20 protein-coding genes and 1 pseudogene are annotated in these 25,218 nt (G+C 67.6%); 5 read left to right on the top strand and 16 right to left on the bottom strand.

Features of this window, described 5'->3' with window-relative positions; genetic code table 11:
- The 6 genes and pseudogenes from VI480_RS12075 to VI480_RS12050 all read right to left on the bottom strand — a co-directional run.
- Nucleotides 1–200: pseudogene (locus tag VI480_RS12075) on the bottom strand (gfo/Idh/MocA family oxidoreductase); the annotation flags it as partial.
- Between the two features lie 8 nt (nt 201–208).
- Complete coding sequence (locus tag VI480_RS12070; RefSeq protein ID WP_416246687.1) at nt 209–997, bottom strand: ATP-binding cassette domain-containing protein; 789 nt, start codon at nt 995–997, stop codon at nt 209–211.
- Nucleotides 970–3,105 carry an ABC transporter permease gene (locus tag VI480_RS12065; protein ID WP_323673098.1) on the bottom strand — a complete coding sequence of 712 codons (2,136 nt, stop codon included), beginning with the start codon at nt 3,103–3,105 and terminating at the stop codon, nt 970–972. The genes VI480_RS12070 and VI480_RS12065 overlap by 28 nt, the downstream gene beginning before the upstream one ends.
- An 8-nt stretch (nt 3,106–3,113) precedes the next feature.
- Entirely contained in the window at nt 3,114–4,136 is a 1,023-nt protein-coding gene (locus VI480_RS12060; RefSeq protein ID WP_323673097.1) for a substrate-binding domain-containing protein, read from the bottom strand.
- Between the two features lie 61 nt (nt 4,137–4,197).
- Complete coding sequence (locus VI480_RS12055) at nt 4,198–5,091, bottom strand: sugar phosphate isomerase/epimerase (RefSeq protein ID WP_323673096.1); 894 nt, start codon at nt 5,089–5,091, stop codon at nt 4,198–4,200.
- A gap of 186 nt (nt 5,092–5,277) precedes the next feature.
- Nucleotides 5,278–6,231, bottom strand: a complete 954-nt coding sequence (locus tag VI480_RS12050) for an MBL fold metallo-hydrolase (protein WP_323673095.1) — start codon at nt 6,229–6,231, stop codon at nt 5,278–5,280.
- Nucleotides 6,232–6,356: 125 nt separating this feature from the next.
- Between VI480_RS12050 and VI480_RS12045 the strand changes: the two genes are divergently transcribed.
- Complete coding sequence (locus VI480_RS12045; RefSeq protein WP_323673094.1) at nt 6,357–7,595, top strand: cytochrome P450; 1,239 nt, start codon at nt 6,357–6,359, stop codon at nt 7,593–7,595.
- Nucleotides 7,596–7,622: 27 nt separating this feature from the next.
- Here the strand turns inward: VI480_RS12045 and VI480_RS12040 are convergent, their stop codons facing one another.
- Together VI480_RS12040 and VI480_RS12035 are read right to left on the bottom strand one after the other, a co-directional pair.
- Nucleotides 7,623–9,989, bottom strand: coding sequence for a DNA translocase FtsK (locus VI480_RS12040; RefSeq protein WP_323673093.1), 2,367 nt, complete (start codon nt 9,987–9,989; stop codon nt 7,623–7,625).
- A 48-nt stretch (nt 9,990–10,037) separates the two neighbouring features.
- Nucleotides 10,038–10,769: a hypothetical protein gene (locus VI480_RS12035; protein WP_323673092.1), complete on the bottom strand. Its 732-nt coding sequence runs from the start codon at nt 10,767–10,769 to the stop codon at nt 10,038–10,040.
- 101 nt (nt 10,770–10,870) lie between these two features.
- Between VI480_RS12035 and VI480_RS12030 the strand changes: the two genes are divergently transcribed.
- The 4 genes from VI480_RS12030 (at nt 10,871) to VI480_RS12015 (ending at nt 15,870) form a co-directional block, all read left to right on the top strand.
- On the top strand, nt 10,871–12,496 hold the full coding sequence (locus tag VI480_RS12030; RefSeq protein WP_323673091.1) for a long-chain fatty acid--CoA ligase: 1,626 nt from the start codon (nt 10,871–10,873) through the stop codon (nt 12,494–12,496).
- Between the two features lie 7 nt (nt 12,497–12,503).
- Nucleotides 12,504–13,178, top strand: a complete 675-nt coding sequence (locus VI480_RS12025) for a hypothetical protein (protein WP_323673090.1) — start codon at nt 12,504–12,506, stop codon at nt 13,176–13,178.
- Between the two features lie 71 nt (nt 13,179–13,249).
- Nucleotides 13,250–14,134, top strand: coding sequence for a 4-hydroxy-tetrahydrodipicolinate synthase (gene dapA / locus VI480_RS12020; protein ID WP_323673089.1), 885 nt, complete (start codon nt 13,250–13,252; stop codon nt 14,132–14,134).
- Complete coding sequence (locus tag VI480_RS12015) at nt 14,131–15,870, top strand: ribonuclease J (protein ID WP_323673088.1); 1,740 nt, start codon at nt 14,131–14,133, stop codon at nt 15,868–15,870. Before dapA ends, VI480_RS12015 begins: the two co-directional genes overlap by 4 nt.
- Nucleotides 15,871–15,908: 38 nt before the next feature.
- Here VI480_RS12015 and VI480_RS12010 read toward each other — a convergent pair whose 3' ends face one another.
- The 8 genes from VI480_RS12010 to infB all read right to left on the bottom strand — a co-directional run bounded on the left by VI480_RS12010 (nt 15,909) and on the right by infB (nt 24,887).
- On the bottom strand, nt 15,909–17,141 hold the full coding sequence (locus VI480_RS12010; RefSeq protein ID WP_323673087.1) for a sulfite oxidase: 1,233 nt from the start codon (nt 17,139–17,141) through the stop codon (nt 15,909–15,911).
- A gap of 3 nt (nt 17,142–17,144) precedes the next feature.
- Nucleotides 17,145–17,765 (bottom strand): 4-hydroxy-tetrahydrodipicolinate reductase, encoded by a 621-nt coding sequence (locus VI480_RS12005; protein ID WP_323673086.1) that lies wholly within the window; start codon nt 17,763–17,765, stop codon nt 17,145–17,147.
- An 82-nt stretch (nt 17,766–17,847) separates the two neighbouring features.
- Nucleotides 17,848–20,370 (bottom strand): polyribonucleotide nucleotidyltransferase, encoded by a 2,523-nt coding sequence (locus VI480_RS12000; protein WP_323673085.1) that lies wholly within the window; start codon nt 20,368–20,370, stop codon nt 17,848–17,850.
- 33 nt (nt 20,371–20,403) lie between these two features.
- Nucleotides 20,404–20,676 carry a 30S ribosomal protein S15 gene (rpsO, locus tag VI480_RS11995; protein ID WP_323673084.1) on the bottom strand — a complete coding sequence of 91 codons (273 nt, stop codon included), beginning with the start codon at nt 20,674–20,676 and terminating at the stop codon, nt 20,404–20,406.
- Between the two features lie 185 nt (nt 20,677–20,861).
- On the bottom strand, nt 20,862–21,806 hold the full coding sequence (locus tag VI480_RS11990; protein WP_323673083.1) for a bifunctional riboflavin kinase/FAD synthetase: 945 nt from the start codon (nt 21,804–21,806) through the stop codon (nt 20,862–20,864).
- Between the two features lie 37 nt (nt 21,807–21,843).
- Nucleotides 21,844–22,707, bottom strand: coding sequence for a tRNA pseudouridine(55) synthase TruB (gene truB, locus VI480_RS11985; RefSeq protein WP_323673082.1), 864 nt, complete (start codon nt 22,705–22,707; stop codon nt 21,844–21,846).
- A gap of 5 nt (nt 22,708–22,712) precedes the next feature.
- Entirely contained in the window at nt 22,713–23,075 is a 363-nt protein-coding gene (locus VI480_RS11980) for a ribosome-binding factor A (protein ID WP_323673081.1), read from the bottom strand.
- 48 nt (nt 23,076–23,123) lie between these two features.
- Nucleotides 23,124–24,887 (bottom strand): translation initiation factor IF-2, encoded by a 1,764-nt coding sequence (gene infB / locus VI480_RS11975; RefSeq protein WP_323673101.1) that lies wholly within the window; start codon nt 24,885–24,887, stop codon nt 23,124–23,126.
- Nucleotides 24,888–25,218 lie beyond the last annotated feature (331 nt).

Raw genomic sequence — 25,218 nt, 5'->3', positions numbered from 1 at the left:
CGCCAGTCGTCGGTTGTGTCGCCGAAGCCGAAGCCCTCGCGGGCCATCGTGCGCCGCTCCTCCACCGTGTCGGCACATACGACGAGTTCAGGCGTGTAGCTGCGCTCGTCGAACAGGCTCGGAATGCGCATGACCGAGCGTGCATGCGCCTGGCCCATCCAGCCGAAGCCCACTACAGCTATGCCCAAGCGCCGTCTCATCGACAGGCTCAGTGCGTCGCCAGCTCGTGCTGCAGCGCTTCGAGCTCCGCTCCGCCGGCCATCATCTGGGTGAGCTCGGCCTGCGAGATGTCTTCCTTGGCGAAGTTGCCCATGGAATGACCGCGATTGAGGATCACGAAGCGATCGCCGACCGGGTAGGCGTGGTTGGGATTGTGCGTGATGAATATGACTGCGAGCCCGCGATCTCGCGCCTCCACGATGCGCCGCAGGACTACTCCGGACTGCTTCACGCCGAGCGCTGAGGTGGGCTCGTCGAGGATCAGCACACGGGCGCCGAAGTAGCTGGCTCGTGCAATCGCCACCGATTGGCGCTCGCCGCCGGACAGCGTGCCGACCGGCTGCTCGGTGTCGCGGATGTCGATGCCCATCTCGGCGAGCTGCTCTTTGGCGATCTGCTTGGCCTTCTCGATGTCGATCTGCCGGAACGGACCGAAGCCCCTGGTGGGTTCGGCGCCGAGGAAGAAATTCCGCCACACCGACATCAGCGGCACCATGGCCAAGTCTTGGTAAACGGTGGCGATGCCGGCTGCGAGAGCGGCGCGGGGCGAGGAGAACGTGACCTCCTCGCCTTCGAGCAGGAGCTGGCCCTCGTCGTGCTGATGCACGCCGGCGAGGATCTTGATGAAGGTCGACTTGCCGGCGCCGTTGTCGCCGAGCACACACGTCACCTCGCCGGGATTGACCGTGGTGGACACTCCGGTGAGGGCGATGATGTTGCCGTAGAACTTCGAGATGCCGCGGAGCTCGATCAGCGAGTCGCTACGAGGAAGCGCCAGTCGGTGTTCCAGCGTGCGAAGCCGATGCCCTGGCTGATCATCCCCCAGATGAGTGCGCCGATCCCCGCGCCGATCGCCGAGCCGTAGCCGCCGGTCAGCAGGTTGCCACCCACGACCGCCACGATGATGTAGCGGAACTCGTTGCCGTCGCCGACGTTGGCCTGCACCGAGTTGAGGCGGAATGCGATGAGCATTCCCGCGACCCAGGCACAGACCGACACGAGCATGAACAGCGTCGTCTTGGTGCGGGCGGCCGGGACACCCACCGACCGGGCGGCGTCCTTGTTGCCGCCGACGGCGAAGGTCCAACTGCCGAAGCGTGTCTTTGCCAGCACCCACGCTCCCGCTGCGGCGAACAGCAGGTAGAAGAGCACCGAGACCCGGAACCGGGTGACCGCCTGGGTCGCCTCCTCCTCCAAGGTGGTGATGAACATCAGCTTGACCGCGAGCGCCAATCCTGCGGCCGCCAAGCCGACCGTCACGAGGGGCCGGCCCATGCCCTCGTCGCTGCTGAACAGCAACCGGTAGAAGGTGCCAATGGCGAAGATGCCCAGCGCGATCGCGCCGCCCTTGGCGGCACCGGTCGACAGCGCGTAGAGCAGGCCGTCGCCGTCGATCAGCTCGATCACCGCAAACACGACCGCAGCAGCCCCGCCGGCAGTCAGCGCGACGCGAGGCCACATCCCCATCTGCGGCACCGGCACCGCCGTGGTGCGACGCTGCGCAAGAGCCCGGGCCACCGCGGTTGCCGCAAGCGCGAGCGCGATCAGCAGCAGCACCGAGAACAGCTCGACACGCAACTTGCGCGATGCAGACTCGGCCTGCACCACGAATGCGGCAACGGCGACGATGACTGCGGTGGCCATCGGCAGCCACAGCGACACGTCAGCTCGCGCCGTCACCAGCATCAGAGCGATGACGCCGGCCAGTGCGAGACCGACGAACAGCAATGCCCGAGCAGCCTGGATGGTCATCATGAAGCTGATGGCGGGCAGCAGGGCCACGACGACGCCGATGACCGGAGCGCTCGAGCGGACGTGGCCGGTTGCGGCCAGCGCGGCCAGCACGCCGGTGGCGGCGATGCCGATGGCGAAGATCACACGCCCGAGGCCGCCGCCGAGGAAGCCGAGCTGATCGGCGTTGGTCGCATCCATGACGAGTGCCAGCACGACAGCGACCACCACAGCACCGATGCCGATGCCGACCATCCGCAGAGCGCGGCTGTCGAGAGCACCGCCGTGGCGCTGCACCGGTTCGTAGCGGGAGCTGCACCATGTCGCGACGCCTGCCAGCGTCCCGATGGTGATGACTGCCCCCCACAACCAATTCGATGCCGTGCCGTCGGTCGTCAAGAGCATGACGAAGCCGAACAGCGGCGCCGCAACAGCACCGGCGAACGCACCGGGCGACGCCCACGACGGCGGGTCGGCCCGTCGCGTGTAGCTCATCTCCAGCAGCCCCAGCAGCAAAGCGACGCCGGCCAGCATGAGCAGCCCCGCCCATGCCCAGTCGCGGCCGTCCCAGATGTGCTGGTTGCGGATCCACTCCGCGCCGAAGATGTCGTCCCAGAAGGCGTAGCCCTGCGCCTCGTCGAGCCCCTCGACGATGACCTTGTTGGTGAACAGCTTGCCGAAGCCGAGCTTGGCACCGATGAGGATGAAGAACGTGCCCAGCGTCACGATGAAACTGGGCAGTGACGTGCGTTCGACCAGCGTGCCGTTGAACCAGCCGATCGCCAGCGCGAAGCACAGCGACAGCGGCACGGCCAGGTGCAGGCTGAAGCCCGCGCCCCCGAGCTCGCCCACCTCGCGGCTCATCAAAATGACGAATATGGCGGTGGCGCCGGTCATCGCGCCCGACGACAGGTCGAACTCGCCGCCGATCATCAGCAGCGCCACCGGCACCGCCATGATGCCGAGCAGCGCTGCGACGTCGAGGAAGTTGGCCGTGCCCCCGGCGGTGCCGAAGGCCTCCGATGTCAGCCAGAAGAGCAGCCACACGCCGGCGAGGCCCAGCAGCGCACCTATCTCAGGACGGGTGAGCAGCTGCTGGATCGGCCCGCGATATGCGAGCCGTTCGTCGGCCCCGCCGGCGGTGAAGGCCGCCACGGGGAGGGTTACCTCGTGCCTTCGCTGACGAGCGCGGCGACCTCGGCGGCGTTGTCAGGCGTGACGAAGCCAGGACCGGTGAGGATCGGCAAGCCACCGCCCGCGGTGTTCTGGTTTGTCGCTTGCAGGTGCATGAGGATGACCGGAATGTAGCCCTGCAGGTACTGCTGCTGGTCGACGGTGAAGGCGATGTCACCCGCTTCGATGGCCGAAATCAGGTCGGATGACAGGTCGAAGCCGCCGATGTGCAGCGTGCGCCCTGCCGACTCGGCGGCGTCGAGCGCACGCAGCGGCAGGTTCGGGCCCACGCCGAGCACGGCGTCGATGCTGGAGTCCGCGGTGAGGATCGAGGCGATGGTCTGCTCCTGCTCATCGGGGTTCGCGTCAAGACCGACGAACTCCGAGGTCACCTGGCCGTCGAAGGTCTCCGCAAGGCCCTGGCAGCGCTCTTCGAGGCCGATGTTGGCCTGCTCCTGGCGAGCGCACAGCACATGGGTTGCGCCCAGGGCGTTGAAGCGCTCGCCGGCGCCGTTGCCGGCCACGATCTCGGTCTGGCCGATGTGGGTCACCGCGCCGAGGTCCTTGTAGTTGTTGACGCCGGAATTCAGCGTGTAGAGCGGGATGCCCGCCGCCACGACCGCACGGGCGGCCGCTTCGAGACCCGCCGGGTCCGCCAGGGAGATGGCGATGCCGTCGGAACCGTCGGCGATCGCACCCTCAATGGCCTGCGACTGCGCCTGTGCATCGTTGTTCGCTCCGAAGTAGACGACGTCGCAGCCGACGGCTTCGGCGGCGTCCGCTACCGCTACCTCTACGACCGACCAGAACGTGCCCGAGTCGCCGTGTGTGATCACGTGATAGGTCTTGTCGCAGTCGCTCTGGGTGAGCGTGACCTCGGTCGCATCCGATGCGGCCTCCGTCGTCTCGGCAGGCGCCGGTGCGTCAGCGGTGTCGCCGTCGTCACTCGAGCACGCTGCGGCCAGCAGTGTGACGACTGCCAACAGCGAGATCAGTTTGTAGATGCGCTTCATTCTGTACGTCCTCCCGGGTACGTGAAATAGCACGACGCCCACACCCGATTCCCCTAGGGCGCTAGCGCGCGAGATCGAAGTCTTGCACAAACTGCAAGCTCTGAACGACGCCGCTCCGCAACCGTTCCACATCATCGGCGTCGGGTCCGCTGAGCGCGGCGTCCTGCTCGAGCACGTACCACAGGTCGGGCCGCGCCTGCTCCAACGCGCGGATGATCTCGGTCAGCGGAACCACACCCTGACCCAGCGGGGGGAAGAGCCCCCGTTGGACCGCACTCATCAGGCTGTCCTCGCCACGGCGCAGGCGCTCGGCCACCGCGGCGTCGACGTCCTTGAGGTGCACCAGCCCGACGCGATGGCCGTGGCTGTCCACCAATGCTGCGGGATCGGTGCCGCCCAAGGTGAGATGTGCCGTGTCGAGCACAATCTGCGTGTCGGTGTGCTCGAGCACTGCTCGTGTCTCAACATCGTCCTGGACTAGCGAGTCTACATGGGGATGGAACGCATGTCTCATCCCCGCTTCGGCCGTCACGTCGTCAATCGCCGCCAGGCCCTCAAACACACGGTTCCACTGCGTGTCCTCAAGTCCGGGTCGCTGCCAGTCATCGTGGTCGAAGACCGGGCAGCTGACGAACCAGGTTCCGCCGGCGGAGGCCATCTGGTCGACGACCGAAGCCACGCGCGCCATCTCCGCCTCAAGGCGCTCGGGATCGTGCAGCACCACGGCGACGAAACCGCCGAGCAGCGACAGCCCGTGGCGCCCCAGCACTGCGGCGAGCTCGTGGCCGTCAGCCGGCAAGAAGCCCACTGAACCGAATTCCGTGCGCGTGAAGCCCAGGGCAGCCATGTCGGAGAGGACTTCGTCGGGGCTGAGCTGGTATCCCCATCCCGGCACCTCGCATACGCCCCATGTGATCGGGGCAGCAGCCAGGCGCTCACGCAGTGATCTACCCATCGACGCCTCCCAAATCCGGCTGATAGTGGCACGAATCCGTCAACCGTTCCACGAACCGCCGCAGCCAAGGAACCATTGTGCGCGCGCCGCGCAGTGGCGCAGGTACTCAGGCCACACAACGCGGCAACGCGCCGCCGTTGTAGGCGCTGATCTTGATGGGTCGCCTCCTGCCGGCAGCGCCCGAACTCAGGCCACACAACGCGGCAACGCGCCGCCGTTGTAGGCGACCATGTCCATGATCGCTTGGGGGACGCCGGGGAACTCGTAGTCGGTGGACTGAGCTTCGCGGTAGGCGACGTGAAGGTTGCCGGCGAGACGCTCGGGGTCGGTGTAGCGACCGTGCGGGCCGAGGTCGGTGGCCTGGGCCTGCTCAAGCGGCGTCCTGCCTGCAGTGATCCCCTCGGCGGCCGCTTCCTGCACGAAGCGCAGGTAGGAGCGCTGCTCGTCGAGGACGCGAGCGATGTCGTCGCCACCGAAGTGCGGGCCGTGGCCCGGCACGATCACATCTGCTCCGAAGCTCTCGATGACATCCATCGCCTGGATCGTCCCGGACACCGACCCGAACAGCGCGAAGGGCGTGCCGCCGTGGAAGATCAGGTCGCCGCAGAACAGCACCCGGCAATCGGGCAGCCACGCCACGATGTCGCCGTCGGTGTGGGCTACGAAGCCCAGGTCCGACAGCTCGATGCGACGGTCGTCGAGATGCAGCACCATCGAGCCTTCGAAGGTCACGTCAGGCGCCCGGAACTGCAGGTCCCCCCACTCGACGCCGGGGAACACGGCGCTGTAGTCGGGGATGCCGGCGGCCACCATCACGTCACGGCACCTGGCGTGCGAGATGATCGTGGCGTCAGTGAACTGGTAGTTGCCGTGGGTGTGGTCGGCGTGATGATGGGTGTTGACCACAACCTTCACCGGGTAGGACGTCACCGACGCAATGGCGTCGAGATAGGCCTTGTTGCGGCGCTCCGTGGAGGTGGTGTCGATCGACACGACAGCGCTGGATCCGGCGATGAATCCCATGTTGTTGATGAACCAGGTGCCATCGGGCTGCACGTAGCTGTACACGCCCGGGGCCACCTCGTTGAGCTGCGCCGCCTCGACCGACGCGTGTGCTCCATGACCTGCGTGTGCCGACATGTGCCCCCCTCGAGCCGGCCGAAGCGGCCGCTCGTGCCTGGTCAGTACTACGGCGCAGCGTAGAACCCGTCGCCTACGCTGGGAAGCGCCTTGGACCGCGCCCGCGGGGACTCAAAGGAGCCGCCATGAGCACGACTGCTGACACCGACAGCGCATCTGCAGAGCGGGACTTCGACGTCTACAGCGACGAGTACATCCAGGGCGCCGCAGACGTGTGGGACGAGCTGCGCGCCGAATGTCCCGTCGCCCACAGCCCCCACAATGACGGGCACTGGATGCCCACGACGTGGGACGACATAACAGCGGTCGCCTACGACACCGAGAACTTCAGTTCTCGCGACATCGCCGTGGCACCCACGCCTGAAGGCGTCGGGCTGCTCACCGCCCCGCCGATCACCTCGGACCCGCCATTCCACACCGACGCGCGCCGACTGCTGCTGCCGTTCTTCGGCCCTACAGCCGTGGAGGAAATGGTCGAGGTCACCCGCAGCATCGCCCGCGAGCGCCTCGACGCCATCGCCGCCGAGACGGGGACAGACGAAGGTCGCATCGGCGTCACGGATGCCGCCGACACCTATTCCAAGCACATTCCCGTGCGCGTCATCGCCCGCATCCTGGGACTGCCTGAGTCGGACGAGCCCAAGTTCACCCGCTGGGCAGTGGACGTACTGCAGTCCAAGGGCGACGAGTTCGACCGGCGGGCCAACGCGACCCGCGAGGTGCTCCACTACTTCGGCGAGCTCACCGACCAGCGGCGCCAGGAACGCGCAGACGACCTGCCGTCGAAGCTGCTCGACATGAAGCTGCCCAACGGCGATCCGCTGGCCAACCACCACATCACCGGCGCCAGCTTCCTGCTGCTGCTGGCGGGCATCGACACCACGTGGAGCTCGATCTCGGCCAGCTTGATGCACTTGGCCATGAACCCTGCCGACCGCGAGCGGCTCGTGGCCGAACCCGAGCTCATCCCCACCGCCATCGAGGAATTCCTGCGTGCCTACTCCCCGGTCACCATGGCCCGCGTCACCGCTGCTGACGACGCCGAGATCGGCGGCTGCCCCGTCGCCAAGGGCGACAAGGTGCTGCTCCCCTTCGGTGCGGGAAATCGCGATCCGTCCAAGTTCGACCGTCCTGACGAGGTCGTCATCGACCGGGCCGAGAACCGCCACTTCGCGTTCGGGCTCGGGATCCACCGCTGCTTGGGCTCCAATCTGGCCCGCATGGAGCTGAAGGTCGCCATCGAGGAGTGGCTGGCGCGGTTCCCGAACTTCGAGCTCGCCACCGATGTCGGGCGCGGAGGCGTGGAATGGGGCGGCGTGCAGGTGCGCGGCCCCCGCAACCTGCAGATCCGCGTCGGCCTCTGATCCAGCGGCGAGCGGCGCCGCTCGCCGTCACTCTCCCAGCGCGTTCGCCAGTTCCTCGGGCGTCATCAGCACGTCGCGGGCCTTGGAGCCCTGCGACGGACCCACCACGCCTCGCTGCTCGAGCAAGTCCATCAGCCGTCCGGCGCGGGCGAAGCCGACTTTCAGCTTCCGCTGCAGCATGGATGTCGAGCCGAGTTGGGTCTCCACCACGATCGCCATTGCCTGGCGCAGCAGCTCGTCGTCGTCGGCATCGCCGGTGGTGCCGCCTGGCAGGATGCTGCTGCCATCCGAATCGTCAGTGCCCTCCACGCCTTCCACGTATTCGACATCGGGTGCCTGGCGGCGCCAGTGAGCCACCACATGGGCAACCTCCGACTCGCTCACCCACGCGCCTTGGATGCGGCGCGGCGTGCTGGAGTTCGCCGACAGCAGCAGCATGTCGCCCTGGCCCACCAGCCGTTCGGCGCCGGGCTGATCCAGGATGACCCGGCTGTCAGCCAGGCTGGACACGGCAAATGCCAGCCGGCTTGGAATGTTGGCCTTGATCACCCCGGTGATGACGTTCACGCTCGGGCGCTGGGTGGCAACGACGAGGTGGACGCCGACGGCACGGGCCATCTGAGCCAGGCGGATGATGGACTCCTCGACGTCGCGGGCCGCCACCATCATGAGGTCGTTCAGCTCGTCGACGACGACGACGATGAAGGGCATCGACTCGTGCGGCTGGTCGTTGCCCAGCAGCTCGCTCTCGTCGCTGTGCAGCGCACCGTCGAGCACGGCCGCGTTGTACCCGGTGATGTCGCGAAAGCCCGCCTCGGACAGCACGTCGTAGCGGCGCTCCATCTCCTTCACAGCCCACGCCAGGGCATTTGCCGCCTTGCGCGGCTCGGTCACCACGGCTGTCAACAGGTGCGGCAGGCCGTCGTACTGCCCGAGCTCCACCCGTTTGGGATCGACGAGGATCATTCGGACCTCATCGGGCGTGGACCGCATGAGCAGCGACGCGATGATCGAGTTGATGCACGACGACTTGCCCGAGCCGGTCGCGCCGGCAATGAGCACATGGGGCATCGTGGCCAGGTTGAGCATGACCTCACGACCCGAGATGTCCTTGCCCATCGCCACTTCGAGCGGATGCATGGCTTCGGTTGCGGCCTTGGCGGACAGGATGTCGCCGAGCGCGACCAGGTGACGGTCGGAGTTGGGTACCTCGATGCCGATCGCCGACCGGCCGGGGATCGGCGCGAGGATCCGGACATCGGCGGCGGCCATGGCGTACGCGATGTCCTTGTGCAGGGCTGTGACCCGCGACACCTTCACGCCCGGACCCAGCTTCAGCTCGTAGCGCGTGACCGTCGGGCCAGGCTCCCAGCCGGTGACCTGAGTTTCGACGCCGTGACTGGCCAGTGCCGCCACCAGTGCCGCAGCGCCCGCCGACAGCTGGGCCCGGTCGAACTGCTGGGTGCCGCTGCGCTTCAGCATCGACTTCTTCGGCAGCTTCCAGCGCGGACGCTGGCTACTCCCTCCCGTGCCCTTGCTGGCCGCGAGGGCCGCCGGCACAGGTGTCGGGACGGCTTGGTCGGAGGGAGGCTCTACGAACTGCGGGGGCGATGGCTCGAAGACAGCCTCGTCGGATGCCGCCTCGCTGGCCTCCGAGGTGCCCAGGTCCAGACCCGGAGTCTGGCCAGCCGGCTCAGTCTCCAGGTCGTACTGCTCTTCCCCGAACGACGGAGGTTCGGGATCCTCGCCGACGCGCTGCAGGCTCCGGGCGCCCTTCGACAGCGAGCCGCTCAGCTTCTGACCGAGCGCAGACAGACCGGTCCACATCCATCGCAACACCTGGCCGAGGCCGATGTTGGCGACGATCATGACTGCGAACAGCATCACCAGCAGCAGCAGCACCCATGTCGCGGGATCGTCGATCAGGCGTCGCAGGGGCTCGGCAACAACGGCACCCAGCACCCCCCCGCTGCCTCGCAGGTCCTCCAGCGATCCCAAGCCGTCGGCGGATCCGGACAGGTGTGCGGCCGCAGCGAATGCAACCGTGAGCATGCTCAGCCCGAACGCCGCACGGCCGCTCCGCTCCGAAGCGGTCATGCGGGCGAGCGCGACGCCGATCCAGATGAGCAGGATCGGCACGACGTACCGGAACACGCCCAGCAGAACTGCGAGCGCGCTCTCCAAGACTCGGCCCACGACGCCCGCTCGGTCGCCCAGCAGCCCCAACGCGCAGATCACAGCGAGCGCGAACAGCGACAGCGCCACGATCTCGCGAGATCGGCCGCTCAGGGCATTGCGAACTACGCGCGAAAACCCGCTGCGGCCGTCGTGTGCGGACGACGACTTGGACGCGTCCTTTGAGCCATTGGCCCCGGCGGTGCCACGCGCACTCACCTCAGCGAGAGTACCGAGGCAGGGCTGGACCATTGGAGACCCCGCCGACTATGCGTCGTCTGTTCCTGCCTCGAAGGAACGCTGCTCTGCGGCCGCGTTCCGGCGCTGATTGCGGGCAGTCTGCACCGCAACCAGCACGAACATCGCCACGGTGAAGGGGATCGAGTAGCGATTGATGAACCTGATGACCGCTCCGAGGGGTCCAGCGAACAGATCGGCAACCCACCACACCAGCGCCAGGCGAGTGAAGGTGCCAGCGAGGTTCACCACCACAAATGGCACTTGACGCATCCGTGCGATGCCCGACAGCAAGCACATCGGGTAGCCGGGAACGGCGAACAGCAGCAACCAGCCCGCCCGCGGGAACCAGCGCTCCAGCCAGTCCATGGTGCGGATGATGCGGCTGCGGGCGCCGAACTCGCCGGCCAGATAGGCCTTTGCATTGGGGCCGTAGTCGTAGCCGAGCCGGTACAGGAACGGGTCGGTGATGAACAGGCGAGTGAGCCCGATCGCCATGAAGGCCCACAGGGGAGCCTGGTGCGCCACGCCGAGCAGGATGGGGTCGGTTGCGTTCAGCGACAGCAACAGCAGCGGCGCCCGCGCAATGAGCGCAGCGAAGAAGATCTGCCCTGCATAGGCCGCCAAGGCGAAGCCCACCGGCACCGCAGCCAGCAGCTGCATCCGCCGTCGATCTGCGTCGGTGATCACCGGGCCCGACGATGGCCCCTCGGCAGCGGCGTCTCCATCCGCCGTTGATTCGTCCCCGCCGTCGTCAGCCACCGCGGCCGAGGCTACGCACCGGCGCACCCCTAGCGCCGGTGTTCGAACGCACCTGCACAGCCCTTCGAGGCGGCGCCCCATGCCCTCTAGCCTGCGGCGTCATGGATTCGACGATGATGGATGTGCCCCTCACCTTGGACCCGCTGTTCGAACGCGCCGAGACGCTGTTCGCGGACAAGGAGCTGGTGACTGCCACCGCGACCGGCATCGAGCGCACGAACTACGGGCGCTGGGCCGAACGGACTCGGCTGCTCGGCGGCGCACTCGACGATCTCGGCGTTTCCGCGGATGGCCGCGTGGCCACATTTGCGTGGAACACCGACCGTCACCTCGAGCTGTACTTCGCCGCTCCCTGCTCGGGTCGGGTGCTGCACACGCTCAACATCCGGCTGTTCGCCGAGCAGGTCACCTACATCGCGAATCACGCAGAAGACGAGGTGATCTTCGCCGACCGGTCGCTGCTGCCGCTGCTGTGGCCGCTGGTGGACGAGATGGCCACCGTCCGCCACGTCGTGGTGATGGACGACTCGGGCAGCGGCGCCGGACCCGAGATTCCCGACGACCCGCGCATCATCGACTACGAGGAGCTGCTGGCGGCGGCCTCGCCAGCGGCGTTCCGCGTCGCCGACGAACGCCAGGCAGCATCCATGTGCTACACGAGCGGCACCACCGGCGAGCCCAAGGGCGTGGTGTACAGCCACCGCTCCACCTACCTCCACACCCTCGCAGCGATGCTGGTCGACTCGGCCGGAGTGTGCGAGAGCGATGTGGTCATGCCGGTCGTACCGATGTTCCACGCCAACAGCTGGGGTCTGAGCCATGCGGCGGTGGCCGCCGGGGCCAAGCTCGTCAACCCCGGCCCGAACCTGGCGCCCAAACCGCTGGCGGAGCTGATGGAGACCGAGCGAGTCACGCTCGCTGCGGGGGTTCCCACAATCTGGATGGGCGTGCTGGGTGAGCTGGAAGGGCGCGACGTGTCGAGCCTGCGTGCCATTCCCTGCGGCGGCTCGGCGGTGCCCAAGGCGCTGTCTGAGGGGTACCGGGAGGCGGTGGGGCTGCCGATCCTGCAGGCGTGGGGCATGACCGAGACCAGCCCGCTGTGCTCGATCGCTCACATCCGCTCCGGCCAGCAGGGTCTGGACGACGATGCCAAGGCCGACCTGCGCACCACCGTCGGCACGATCCTGCCGACCGTGGAGTTCCGCATCTGCGAGCCCGACACCACCAATGAGCTGCCCCGCGACGGCGAGTCATCCGGCGAGCTGCACGTTCGCGGCCCCTATGTGACCGGCTCGTACTACAACCGGCCCGACGCCGCCGACTCGTTCACGGCCGACGGCTGGCTTCGCACCGGCGACGTGGCCACCTGCGACCCGAACGGCTACATCAGGCTGGTGGACCGCACCAAGGATCTCATCAAGTCCGGCGGCGAGTGGATCAGCTCGGCCGAGGTGGAGAACGAGATCATGAGCCACCCCAAGGTTGCAGAGGCCGCGGTGGTCGCCGTTGCCTCTGACCGCTGGATGGAACGGCCCATGGCCTGCGTGGTGCCGGTCGAGGGGGAAATGATCACCCACGACGAACTCATCGAGTACCTGACGCCGCGGATGGCGAAGTGGTGGTTGCCGAGCGCGACCCAGATCATCGACGAGGTTCCGAAGACCTCGACGGGCAAGTTCTCCAAGAAGACGCTGCGAGACCGCTTCGCAGATCTCGTGGTGGAGTGAGCCCGGCGTGAGCACTCCGCACCGCTCCGAATCGCGCCTGCTCGTCTGGCTGGCACTGCGCTTGAAGGGCCTGGGCGAGATCGACGACGTCGCTGCGATCCACGGGCTCGAGCCTGACGACACCGAGTGGCTGCTGGCGGAACTGGACGCTGCCGGGCACTGCATGTTCCGCGAGGTCGGCGGGGTGCCGAAGTTCATCCTCACCCCAACCGGCCGCGACGACGGCGAGACCGCGCTGGCCGCTGAGCTGGATGCGGCCGGTGCCCGCGACGCCGTCACGACGGCCTACCGGGAATTCCTGGCGCTGAACCCCAAGATGCTCCAGCTGTGCACCGATTGGCAGGTGCTTCCCGAAGATCACCCGGCTGTGGCTGACGCGGGGCCCGGCGACGGCGGGCGACTCAATGACCACGGTGATCCGGACTACGACGCGGCCATCATCAGCCGGCTGCAGACGCTGCACGATGAGCTCGACGGGGTGCTCGACCAGCTCTGCAGCGTGATGGCCCGCTACGACAACTACGCGCCCAGGTTCGCCGAGGCGCTCAACCGGCTGCACGACGGCGAGCTGGACTACCTCACCAAGCCGATGATGCCCAGCTACCACACGGTGTGGTTCGAGCTGCACGAGGATCTGCTGGCCACGCTCGGCATCAACCGGGCCGACGAGGGCAGCGTCTGAGGCCCGAAAAGCCGCCGCAACCCGCTTAATCAGTTGCAGGCGGTCGCGGGCACAGCAGTAGTCTCCAACCCATGAGCGCGCGATTCGGACGAGTGGTTCCGGCGATGATCACGCCCTTCGCGGCAGATGGATCGCTGGACGTGGATGCTGGGGTGACGCTGGCCCGCTGGCTCGTAGGCGAGGGCGCCGAGGGCCTCGTGATCACCGGCACGACCGGTGAGGCTCCCACCATCACCGATGAAGAAGATTGGGAACTCTGGCGGGCCGTGGCGGAGGCCGTCACGGTGCCGGTTGTGGCCGGCACCACCACCAACGACACGGCTCATTCGGTGAGCCAGACCCGCAAGGCCGCCGAGCTGGGTGTCGACGGCATCCTGGCTGTCACGCCGTACTACAACCGGCCCTCGCAGGCTGGCATCGCAGCGCACTTCGCCGCAGTTGCCGAGTGCACCGACCTGCCGATCGTCATGTACGACATCCCAGTGCGCACGGGGCGCAAGATCAACACGCCCACGCTGCTGGAGCTGGCGCAGATCCCGAACATCGTGGCGGTGAAGGACGCCGCCGGGAATCCCGGCGAGACGGCGAAGGTCATCGCCGAAGCTCCGGAAGGCTTCGAGGTGTACAGCGGCGACGACACATTCACGCTGCCGCTGCTGGCCGTCGGCGCAGTGGGTGTGATCAGCGTGGCGGCGCACTGGAGCATTCCCGAGCACGTCGCCATGTTCGACGCCTGGGATGCAGGCGACGCCACCAAGGCCCGCGAGATCAACGCCGCCCTGCTCGAGAGCTACGACTTCGAAACCGGCGACGCGGCGCCCAACCCGGTGCCGACCAAGGCGATGCTGCGCACGCTGGGACTCCCGGTCGGCGAGCCGCGCCTGCCGATGGGCCCGACACCCGACGGTCTGGAGGACCGCGCCCGAGAGGTCTACGCCCGACTGAAGCAGACTTGAGCTCGCCTGGGTCCGCGCGGCACAGCGGTCGATCGCGTCGGCGGGACAACAGGAGCAGCGGGAAGAAACGCGACACGTCGCCGGTAACCGTCACCTTCCTGGGCGGGCTGGGCGATGTCGGGCGCAACTGCACCGTGGTCGAGCAGAGCGGCAAGCTGCTCGTCATCGATTTCGGGGTGATGTTTCCTGACCCGGCGATCATGCCCGGCGTGCAGCATGTGCTGCCCGACATGAACTGGCTCAATTCGCGTGCCCGCGACATCGTCGGGCTGGTGGTCACCCACGGTCACGAGGACCATCTCGGCGGAGTGCCGCACTTCCTGCGCAACATCGAGGTGCCCCTGTACGGGTCGGCGCTGTCCATGGCGCTGGCGGAGCACAAGGTGACCGAGGCACGCCTGGCAGACCGCACGTCGTTCCATGTCATCGGCGACGGCGAACGCCGCAGGATCGGCCCGTTCGATGTCGAAGCGCTGCCGATCACCCACTCGGTGCCCCAGAGCCTGTGCATCGTGCTGCACACGCCGGTCGGAGCACTGGTGCACACGGGCGACTTCAAGATCGACCCCTCTCCGGTGGATGGTCGGCTGACCGACCTAGAGCGCCTGCGGGGGCTGGGCGACGAGGGCATCGCCCTGCTCATGGCCGATTCCACCAACGCCGACCGGCCGGGCCGCAGCGCGTCAGAGACCGAGATCGGCGCGACGCTCCGCCGGCTGTTCAGCGAGCGCCCGGATCGGCGTCTGATCGTGAGCTGCTTCGCCAGTCACCTGCACCGGGTCCAGCAGATCTGCGATGCCGCCATATCGGAAGGCCGCGTGGTGGTACCGGTGGGTCGCTCGATGGTGAACAACGTCCGCATCGCACGCCAGCTGGGGGTTCTGGACGTCCCGGAGCGTGCGCTGTTCGGCGTCGAACAGCTCGACCGCTTCAACCCCGACGAGGTCTGCATCGTCTGCACTGGCAGTCAGGGCGAACCTGGCGCAGCGCTGTCGCAGATCGCCGGCGGAGCGCACTCCGACGTGACGACCGGAGCCGACGACACGGTGATCCTGTCGAGCCATCCGATCCCGGGCAACGAGCGAGCCGTGTTCCGCATGGTGTCGCGACTGGCCCGCCAGGGTGCCGAGGTGATCCACGACGGGCACGAGTTGGTGCACACGTCCGGGCACGCCCAGCGCGACGAGCTGCGCGAGCTGCACCAGGCGTGCCGCCCGCGCTGGTTCGTTCCGATCGAGGGCGAGTTCCACATGCTGGCTCGCCATGCCGGACTTGCCCGTGAGGTGGGGATGAAGGCCAAGCGAGTGCTGACGCTGACCGACGGAGCACAGATCACGCTCAAGGGCAACGAGCTCCAAGTGCGTGGCGGGGTTCCGGCGCCGTACCACTACGTAGACGGGACGCTCGACGATCCCGACACCGAAGTCATCGACGAGCGCTTGGCCCTGACGGCAGGATTCGTGCACGTGACCGTCGTGCTCGACCGGAAGGGCCGTCTGGCGGCAACACCCGACGTCGCCTCACGAGGCTGGCTCGACGTGACCAAGCACGCAGACGTCGTCGAAGCCCTCGCCACCGACATCGCCCAGGCCGTCGCACAGGCCGTCAAGGGATCACGGTCCAGCCCCGATCCAGACGAGATACAGCGTGTCGTGCGCCGCGCCACCGGTCGCTTCGTCGGCAACCGCACCCGTCGCCGCCCCGCCATCTCCGCCGCCGTCATCTCCCTCGATTAATCGCAATCTGACGGTGTGACCGTCGCGCCTCGCTGATGTCACACGACCCTGACGGGGTGCGGCACCGGCTGGTTGAAGAGGTAGCCCTTCTTGTTGAACGGCACCTGTTCGGGTTGGGCGTTGCCGGCGGTATCGGTGGCCCGGGTCATCACGGTGTGCTCGCCGGCCGGCGCATCCCACCGGAACTCGAATCGAGCCCAGCCCAGCCGCGCCTGGCGTCCCACGAGTTGTGCTTCGCGCCACGATCGGCCCGAGTCGTCGCTCCACTCCACCGCGGCGACCCTCCCTGCCGGCGAATGGGCATAGCCGCCGATGCGGTGGACGCCCGCATCGAGCTCAGCGGGCCAGGGCAGCGCCAGGGCACTCTTGATGGTCTGAGCGGTCGCCACCTCGCCGAGCGCCTCTCCCTCGGGTGGGTACGCATCGCCGATCAGCACATACGACGTCGTGTTGTTGCGGGCCCACTGCTGATCCGCGGAGACCACGATTTGGCTGAGCCACTTGATGCTGGTGCTGCCCACCCAGCCGGGAATGAGCGCCCGCAGCGGGTAGCCGTGGTCACGCGGCAGCGCGCTGCCGTTCATGCCGTGCACCAGCAGCGTGTCAGGGTCCATTGCCTTGGCCGCAGGAATCACGCGGCGGAAGCCCATCTCGGGCGAATCGACGTCCATGCCGATCAGCATCACGCTGACGGCGTCGTAGCTGATGCCCGCCGCCCGCAGGACATCAGCGAGCGGTACCCCGGTCCAGGTGGCATTGCCGACGGCGCCAGTCCCCCACTGCGTCCCCTCAGCCGCCTGGCCATTGACCAGGTCGAACATGGCACGGTGGTTCCCGGCGCATTCGAGATACGCCTCCAGCGTTCGGCTCTCCATCGCGAGCACGTCGTCGTAGGACATCTCGACCGCAGCAGGCACGGCGTCGCCGGTGATGCTCAGTGACCAGTCGTCGACCGCGACATCGAGGCTGACCGAGTTGTTTCGCACGAAGAAGAATCGTTCGGGCGTGATCAGCCCGTCCAGGTTCTCGAGACGGGCTTCGAGGCCCGAAGTGCCGCGCACGATGAACGGGTCCGGATCCTTGAACCACGGCAACATCTCGGCAGCCGGAGCCGTCGGCGCCAGCGTCTCAGCCGGAACCCGGGTCCCCGTGCAGGCGGCCAGCACGGCGGTTGCCCCACCCGCTGACAGCAGCCACAGGAAGCGGCGGCGGCTCATCCCGCGTTCGTGGGCCAGCTCCCAGAGTCCCTGCCGCTGGTCGGCTGCACTCACCGGCTAGAGCTGCAGGTACGTATCGAGGCCGATCGTGACGCCGGGGTAGTCACCGATGGACTTGCAGGCGAGCAGCACACCCGGCATGAACGACACCCGGTCCAGACTGTCGTGGCGGATGGTGAGCGTCTCGCCGGCTGTGCCCAGCAGCACCTGCTGGTGCGCCACCAGCCCCCGCAGCCGGACCGAGTGAACGGGAATGCCGCCGGGACCCTTGCCGCCGCGGGCGCCCGGCACCACCTCGTCACGGGTGGGGTCGGGCCCCCAGTCATCGGAGGCCTCTGCCATGGCACGCACGGTCTGCATGGCAGTGCCAGAGGGTGCATCCACCTTGTTGTCGTGATGCAGCTCGATCACTTCGGCCGTCGGGAAGAACGGCGCCGCCAGCTCGGCGGCCAAGTTCTCGCGGGCTGCCGCGGCAACCGTGAAATCGACAGCCACGTCGACGGCAGCCGGGTCGATGTCCGCGACCGACGCGACAATGTCGATGCTGTCGGTGACGTCTCGCTGGCCCGGCGCACCGGGATCCACACCGGCCGCCAACTCCAGGTCGTCATCAGCGGCAACCGCCTCACAGACGGTTGCGCCCATACGCCCGCCTGCGCCGAACACCAGCACTCTCACGACGGTCACGCTAGTAGCGCGTCAGAACGCCTCGTTGTGTGCGAGCAGGACGCTGTACGGGCCCGCCCGCTGGTCGAGCCGCTCAGCGGCGGCCGCGGCGGCGGCCTGATCCTCGCCCGGACTGCTCGAGCTCAGGCCCGAGGTCGCCGTAGACGTCCTTGGCGATCTGCTCAAAGTGCTCGCCGAACGAGACGTCCTCACGGGCAGTGCCGCTCGGTGCCGATGCGGCGCCGCCCTCGTCGTCGCCGTCGGCAGCAGGTGCATCTGCACCATCGCCTGCTGGCACTGCGGCGGCCACCGGCGTGCGGGACCGGCGTGTGCCGTTGCCGCTGCCGCCCCTGTCCCGGTCGCGGCCGCGTTCACGCCGCGGTGGCGCGCCGTCGTCGGCCCCGTCCGCATCGCCCTCGGAGCCGCCGACCTGGGTCGGATCGGCCGGCGAGAGACTGATCTTGCCGTTGGGGTCGATCTCCTCGACAATCACGCTGACCACGTCACCGAGTTCGAGCACTTCCTCGACCGAATTCAGCCGCCGCCTGCCGCCCAGCTTGGAGATGTGCAGCAATCCGTCGGTGCCGGGCAGCACGTTCACGAACGCGCCGAACTTGGTGATGTTGACCACGCGGCCCTCGTAGGTGGCACCCACGTCGGGTGTCGGCGGGTTGACGATCAGCCGGATCTGCCGCTCGGCCTCTTCAACGACCTCACGGTCGGTGGCGCCGATGCTGACGGTGCCCACGGTGCCGTCGTCGTCGACATTGATGTCAGCACCGGTCTCTTCCTGGATGGAGTTGATGACCTTGCCCCGCGGTCCGATGACCTCGGCGATCTTGTCGATCGGGATCTCGAAGCTGGTGATCTTTGGCGCCGTCTCACCCACGTCGGGCCTCGGCTCGGCAATTGCTGCGCGCATGACCTCAAGGATCTGCAGGCGAGCCTGCCGCGCCTGCTGCAGCGCCTGGGCCAGTACCTCGGCGGGAATGCCTTCGATCTTCGTGTCGAGCTGGAGCGCCGTGATCGCATCTTCGGTGCCGGCGACCTTGAAATCCATGTCGCCGAAGGCGTCTTCGGCGCCCAGGATGTCGGTGAGCGTCACGTACTTGCCATCGGCATACACCAGTCCCATCGCCACGCCAGCGACGTGGTCCACGATCGGCACGCCGGCATCCATGAGCGACAGCGACGATGCGCACACCGACCCCATCGAGGTGGACCCGTTGGACGTGAGCACGTCGGACACCAGCCGGATGGCGTACGGGAAGTCTTCCTTGGACGGGATGACCGGAAAGATCGCTCGCTCGGCGAGTGCGCCGTGCCCGATCTCGCGCCGCTTCGGGCCCCGCATGAAACCGGCTTCGCCGGTCGAGAACGGCGGGAAGTTGTAGTGGTGCATGAACCGGCGCCGGTCCTGGGGATTCAGGGTGTCGACGATCTGCTCCATCCGGGACATCGCCAAAGTGGTGACGTTCAGCACCTGGGTCTCGCCGCGCTGGAACAGTCCCGAGCCGTGAGCGGTACGGCCGAGGTAGCCCGCAACTGACGAGAGCGGCCGAACCTCATCTGTAGCGCGCCCATCGATACGGAAGCCGTCGGCCACGATGCGTTCCCGCACGATCTCCTTCGACAGCGACCTGACGGCCTCACGAATCTGATCCTTGGCGCCATCAAGGTCGGCGAATTCTGCGGCAACCTCGTCAACCACAGCGCTGCTGGTCTCGGATTGCGCCGCCTCGCGGTCAGCCTTGTCGGCGATCGCCATGACCTCACGCATGCGATCGGCGGCGACCTCGCGCACGCGGTCGAGTACCTCGTCGGAGTAGTCCTTGCTGGACGTGTACTCCATCACCGAGATCGGGCCGGATTGTTCCTCGACCATCCGGCGCAGCGATTTCTGCAGTTCGATGATGTCGTCGATCCACTGCTTGGAGGCCTCGAGACCGCTCGCAAGCACGTCTTCGGTGACCTTCGGCGCGCCCTCGGCGTAGTACTCGAACGCCTTCTCGGTGCCGCCCGCCTCCACCATCATCACGGCAATGTCGCCGCTGTCGAGCTGGCGACCGGCCACGACCATCTCGAACGTGGCCGCGTCGGACTCTTCGTGGGTGGCAAAGGGAATCCACTCGCCGTCGGTGGAATAGGCGATGCGCACACCGGCAATCGGGCACTCGAACGGTATGCCGCTCAGCCACAGGGCCGCCGACGCGCCGTTCAGTGCCACGAGGTCATACGGATTCACGTGATCCGCGCCCAGAATCGTGCCCACGATGTGGGTGTCGTGGCGGTAGTCGCCCGGGAAGTTCGGCCGCAGCGGGCGGTCGATCAGCCGGCACACCAGGATCGCATCGTCGGATGCACGCCCCTCTCGCCGGAAGAACGAGCCGGGAATCCGGCCCACTGCGTACATGCGCTCCTCGATGTCGACGGTGAGCGGGAAGAACGATGCGCCGTCGCGTGGGCGGCTCGACGCGGTCGCGGTGACGAGCACCTGCGTGTCGCCGATGCGGGACGTGACCGCCCCGTTTGCGAGCCCGGCAAGCACGCCGGTCTCGAAGGTGATGGTCTTGTCGGTGCCCGCGATGGGACCGGTGACCGAAATGGCTTCAGCCATGTCTGCTCCTGTTGTGGGGGTGGGGATCGGTGGTCAGCGCCGAAGGCCGAGCTTTGCGATCAAAGCCCGGTACCGCTCGACGTCGTTGGCGTTCAGGTAGTCGAGCAACCTGCGCCGTCGTCCGACGAGCTTCAACAGCCCTCGGCGGCTGTGGTGATCCTTGTGGTGGGTCTGGAGGTGTTCGGTGAGGTGGTCAATCCGGGCGCTCAACTGAGCGACCTGCACCTCGGGCGATCCGGTATCGGCCTCGGAATGGCGATGTTCGTCGATCACCGAGGCCGCTGGACTTGATCTCTTGGCACTCATGCCGTTGCTGTATTCCCTCTGTGTTGCCGCCGCAGGGCCGAAGGGAGGCCTGCTGCGACGAGCCGACCGGACAACCCGGCCGTGGTCTTCTGTCTCTTGTCAGCCGTGCAGGCTACCAGCAGAACTGTGGTGCGCCCGCTGGGGAGGCGGCAGGACCCTCAGCTATGGCAGCTGTGCCAGGCGAATCAGGTGTGCAGGCATTTTGCGGCGTCTTCGATGTCTCGGCGAAGCTGAGCTTTCAGTTCGTCGACGCTGTCGAAGCGGCGCTCGGGCCGCAGCCTGCGGACGAAGCGGACCTTGGCGGTCTCGTCGTAAAGATCTCCGCGGAAGCCAATCAGGTGCGCTTCGATGAGCGAGCGCTCGGCGAACTCGTAGAACGTCGGGCGACGGCCGATGTTGACGGCCGCTGGGTATTGGGCGCCATCGGGGCGCACATACCATGCCGCGTACACGCCATCAGCCGGTATCTGCAGATCGGGAGTGGTGGGCAGGTTGGCAGTGGGCACACCGATCTGGCGGCCGCGGCGGTCGCCGAGCGTGACGACGCCACGGACTTCGAACGGCCGCCCGAGCAGCCGGTGGGCCCGCTCCACATCACCCGCAGCAAGCGCCTCGCGGATCGACGTTGACGAGATCACGTCGCCGTCGCCGGTCATCTGCTTCACCAGCGGGAGCCCGACCACTTCGTAGCCGTAAGTGGCGCCGACCTGGCGCAGCGTCTCGATATTGCCCCGGCGTCCCTTGCCGAAATGGAAGTCGGCGCCGACCACAACAGCGCGTGCTGACAGGCATCTGACGAGTATCTCCTGTGCGAACTGCTCGGCAGGCACGGCCGCCTGTGCTTCGTCGAAGGTGACCACCAGCGTGAAGTCGACGCCGGTCTCGGCCAGCAGTTCGAGCTTGTGGTCGAGGTCGCACAGCAGCAGCGGGGCGGATTCCGGTCGCACCACGGTGGCGGGATGACGGTCGAAGGTCACGACCGCCGTCGCGCATCCTCGCTCCGCTGCGAGGCGATGCATCTCAGAGATCACGGTCCGGTGTCCGCGGTGGACGCCGTCGTACTCCCCCACGGTCACGACGCTGCCGTGCTCGAGCACCGGGCACCAATCCAAGTCGCGGATGACCTCCATGCGCGCAACGCTACTCAGAGGCCGGTCCGCGCACGCTCTACGGGGGCAGGACCGTCGCCCGCAGGCGACCGTCAGCGCGCTCATGCACCGCGACGAGCCGACCGTCGGGATCGAAGAGCGTCCACGGGCCCGAGCCGTCGTAGCGATGAGCGGCCAAATGAGCGCCTTGGCGGGCGTTGGCGGCGTCGTCTTCGGACAGACGGATCTGAACCAGGTCACGAACCAGCTCGCCGGGCGGTCGCAGCGCCGCCTGTTCGGGGAGCTCGGCCTCGGCCAGCGAGAACGAGCCGCTGCGCGTCCGCCGGAGCGCTCGAATGTGAGCCCCGCCGCCGAGCCCGCTCCCCAAGTCGGCGCCGAGTGTCCTGACGTAGGTACCGGCGGAACAGTCGACCGACGCCCGATACACCTGCGGATCACCGGTGGGCTCCACATCGAATCGGTAAACCTCGACCTGGCGTGGCACGCGTTCTGCCGCTTCGCCGGACCGGGCGATCTCGTGCAGGCGGCGACCGCCGACACGGACGGCAGACACCATCGGCGGCAGCTGGGAGATGGAGCCGACGAAACCCGCAGCTGCGTCGGCCACCTCGGTCGGATCGAGGTCCATGCACCAAGTCGCGATGGTCTCGCCAGCAGCATCGAGTGTGCTGGTCTCGATCCCGAACACGATTTCGCACTCATAGCTCTTGCGGCCTGCGGTGGCGAATCGCAGCAGGCGCGTCGCACTGCCGATGCCGACCACCAAAACGCCCGTTGCGGTCGGATCGAGCGTGCCAGCGTGGCCGATACGCCGCTCGCCGAATCGGCGGCGCAGCAGGGCCACTACGTCGTGCGACGTGGGCCCCGGCGGCTTGTCGACGATGACGCTGCCATGAACGGTGGCCGGACGGCGTCGCGCCATGCTGTTCAGGACTCCTCGTCCCGCGGGTCGGACAGACCGGCGAGCAGATCTTCAATCCGCTCGGCAGCAACAGCGCCCCGGTCGCGGCGGAAGCGAAGCGTGGGAGTGCGTCTCAGGCTGGTGCTCGCGCCAAGAGCCCGCTGGAGTCGGTGATGGTGCTCGTCGAACGCCGCAGCCGCCCTGTCTGCAGCATCGTCGTCGCGCACGTCGTAGTGCACGACGGCGACGCTCAGCTCACGATCGACATCCACACCGGCGATCACGATGCCCTCGAACGACTCGTCGAGCCGTTCCATCTCCGATGCCACGATGCCGCGCACGAGCTGGGCGACCCGATCGGTCCGCTCGTATCGGTGCGCAGTCGGCATCGTGCGCCGCCGGCGGCGGGAGCGACGGGCCATCGGGCGGGTGCTCCGTCAGGCGACGCGGGCGATCTCGCGCTCGGTGTACGTCTCGATCACATCGCCCTCTTTCAGATCGGAGAAGTCAGAGAGACCGATGCCGCACTCCATGCCCGCCGACACCTCAGCGACGTCGTCTTGGAAGTGCCGCAGCGAGGAGATCGAGCCTTTCCAGATGATCGTGCCGTCACGCAAGAACCTGACCTTGGCGCCGCTGCGCACGTTTCCGTGCTCCACGACGCAGCCGGCCACGGGTCCCACGCCCGAGATGCGAAAGACCTGGCGCACCTGCGCCTCGCCTGCGACGATCTCCTCGAATTCCGGCTCGAGCAAGCCGACCATGGCGTTCTGCACATCGGATATGAGGTCGTAGATGATCTCATATAGCCGGACTTCGACGTCCTCGGTTTCGGCCGTCTGGCGCGCATTGCGGTCGGGACGCACGTTGAAGCCGATGATCGTGGCTTCCGATGCGGCGGCAAGCTGCACGTCGTTCTCATTGATGCCGCCGACGCCACGGCTCACAAAGGAGAGCTTGACGTCTTCGCGCTCGAGCTTGCGCAGGCTGTCGGTGACCGCCTCGAGCGAGCCGTGGACATCTGCCTTGAGGACCAGATTGAGGGTGGCCGTCTCGCCGGCCTGTACCTGCTTGAAGATGTCCTCCAGCCGGGCGCCGCCGCCGCTTCCGCCAGCAGTGCCGGCCAAGCTGGCCTGGCGCTGCCAGTGCTCACGGGTCTCTGCCACCTTGCCCGCAGTCTTCTCGTCTGGTGCCACTACGAACAGGTCACCCGAGCGTGCCACCTCGCCGAGACCGAGCACCTCCACAGGCATGGACGGCCCCGCCTCGCTGAGCGGGGCGCCGCGATCGTCAGTCATGGCACGCACTCGGCCCCACGCTGCGCCGGCAACCATCGGCTCACCGATGCGCAGCGTGCCGCGCTCCACCAGCACCGTCGCAACCGGTCCGCGGCCGCGATCGAGATGGGCCTCGAGCACGATGCCAACTGCACGTCCTAACGCAGGGGCGGTGAGCTCCTCGAGCTCTGCGACGAGCAGGATCTGGTCGAGCAGCTCATCGATGCCCTCACCCGTCATGGCCGACATGGGCACGGTGATCACTTCGCCGCCGTAGGACTCGGGCACCAAGCCCCGTTCGGCCAGCTGGGCTCGCACCCGATCGGCGTCGGCACCGGGCCGATCCATCTTGTTGATGGCGACGATGATCGGCACGTCGGCCGCCTGCGCGTGATCAATGGCTTCGGCCGTCTGCGGCATGACGCCATCGTCGGCCGCCACCACCAGCACCACGACATCGGTGGCCTGCGCTCCCCTTGCTCGCATCGCGGTAAAGGCCTCGTGGCCGGGTGTGTCGATGAACGTGATCCGGTGATCGCTCCGCGTGGTCTGGTACGCGCCGATGTGCTGCGTGATGCCGCCCGCCTCGCCCTCAACGACGTTCGAGGAGCGGATGCGGTCCAGCAGCAACGTCTTTCCGTGGTCGACGTGGCCCATGACCGTGACCACCGGAGGCCGGATCTGAGCGCCGTCTTCAGCGAGGTCGACTTCGAGCGCCCGCAGCAGCTCCTCTTCCTGTTCCGCGCCGGGCTCGGTGATGCGCACATCGGCGCCGAGCTCGGCAGCGAACAGCTCGATCATGTCATCGCTGAGCGACTGGGTCGCCGTCACCATCTCGCCCTGCTGCAGCAGGAATCGCACGATGTCGGCGGCCGAGCGATTCAGCCGGGCGGCCACTTCTTGGGCCGTCGATCCCCGCTCAATGACGATCTCGCCCTCGGGAACGGGCGCATCGACCGGCGTATAGGCGGTGAGTTGCTGAGGTTGCAGTTCCTCGCGCTGGCGACGACGGCGGCGGCGAGGCCGGCCTCGTGGACCGCCACGCGGCGCTCCCCGCGGCCCTCCCGGACGAGCACCGCCGGGGGGTCCGCCCGGACGGCCTCCGGGGGGTGGCGGCGCTCCCGCGTGAGCGCGCCCGCCACCTGGCCCGCCTCCGTGCGGACGGTCACCGCCGCCCGCGGGACGCCGGAATCCGCCCGGGGGACCAGAGCGGTACGGGGCCCCACTGCGTGCTGATGTGCGGGGAGGACCCGGC

Source organism: Candidatus Poriferisodalis multihospitum, assembly GCF_028283155.1.
Lineage (GTDB): Bacteria > Actinomycetota > Acidimicrobiia > Acidimicrobiales > Poriferisodalaceae > Poriferisodalis > Poriferisodalis multihospitum.
This window is presented reverse-complemented; position numbering and strand designations above follow the sequence as displayed.